This is a genomic window from Alcanivorax sp. HI0083, from assembly GCF_001635175.1.
Genome location: NZ_LWFX01000201.1, coordinates 1 through 678 on the forward strand (window position 1 = coordinate 1; position 678 = coordinate 678).

Annotated in this window: 2 pseudogenes; both read left to right on the plus strand. The window is 56.5% G+C overall.

Annotation, left to right across the window (positions count from 1 at the left end):
* A pseudogene (locus A3754_RS02170) lies at positions 1 to 245 on the plus strand (activator protein); the annotation flags it as partial.
* Positions 246 to 373: 128 nt separating this feature from the next.
* A pseudogene (locus tag A3754_RS02175) lies at positions 374 to 678 on the plus strand (hypothetical protein); the annotation flags it as partial.

Consider the following 678-nt stretch of genomic DNA (forward strand, 5'->3'; position numbering starts at 1 on the left):
ATAGCCCCCGCAAGCTCACGGTGCATGATATGCAGGTTAAAATCCGTGTGCCCTTGCTTGGGGGGATTTGCGGCCCGGGGCCTGTGTCGCTGGTATGGCGTAATCCCGAGGCTTCGGCCAGCTTTGAGCAGGTTAGTTTGGGGCCGGATTGCGCCATGAACGGCACCATGCTGACTACGCCACAGGTGGATATCCGCCATCCGATGCAGACCGGTGCGGTTACACAAAGTGCGAGTTTGCCCTGAAGACGTATCAGCTTTGTTATTCCGGCCTGATCGGCGTTTCCCCTGCGCCCGTCCCCCCGCTATTATGGCCAGCTTGATGGGCTGCCTGGTGGGCGGCCACGGCACACAGAACAGGCAAGGATATAACAATGCAAAATGTGGTGGCGATTCCCGCAAACCCGGCGCTGGTGAACAGCACGGAAGATTTCATTCACGCTGTTGAGAATGATCGCAAGGACAGCGCGGAGAAGTTCATCCAGATGGCAGATCATCTGACCGACCGTGTTCTTAGTCTGTTCCTGGTGGAGCCGGCGAACATGACCGAACTGTCCGGAGGCCAGAAAAAAGTCATCGATTTTGCCGTTTCTACTGCGGGCAAGGCGTCCAGCATGCTGACTCGCCAGATCTTCAAGAAAATCACCAGCAAGGAATTTGCACCGGTACTGGCGAACGT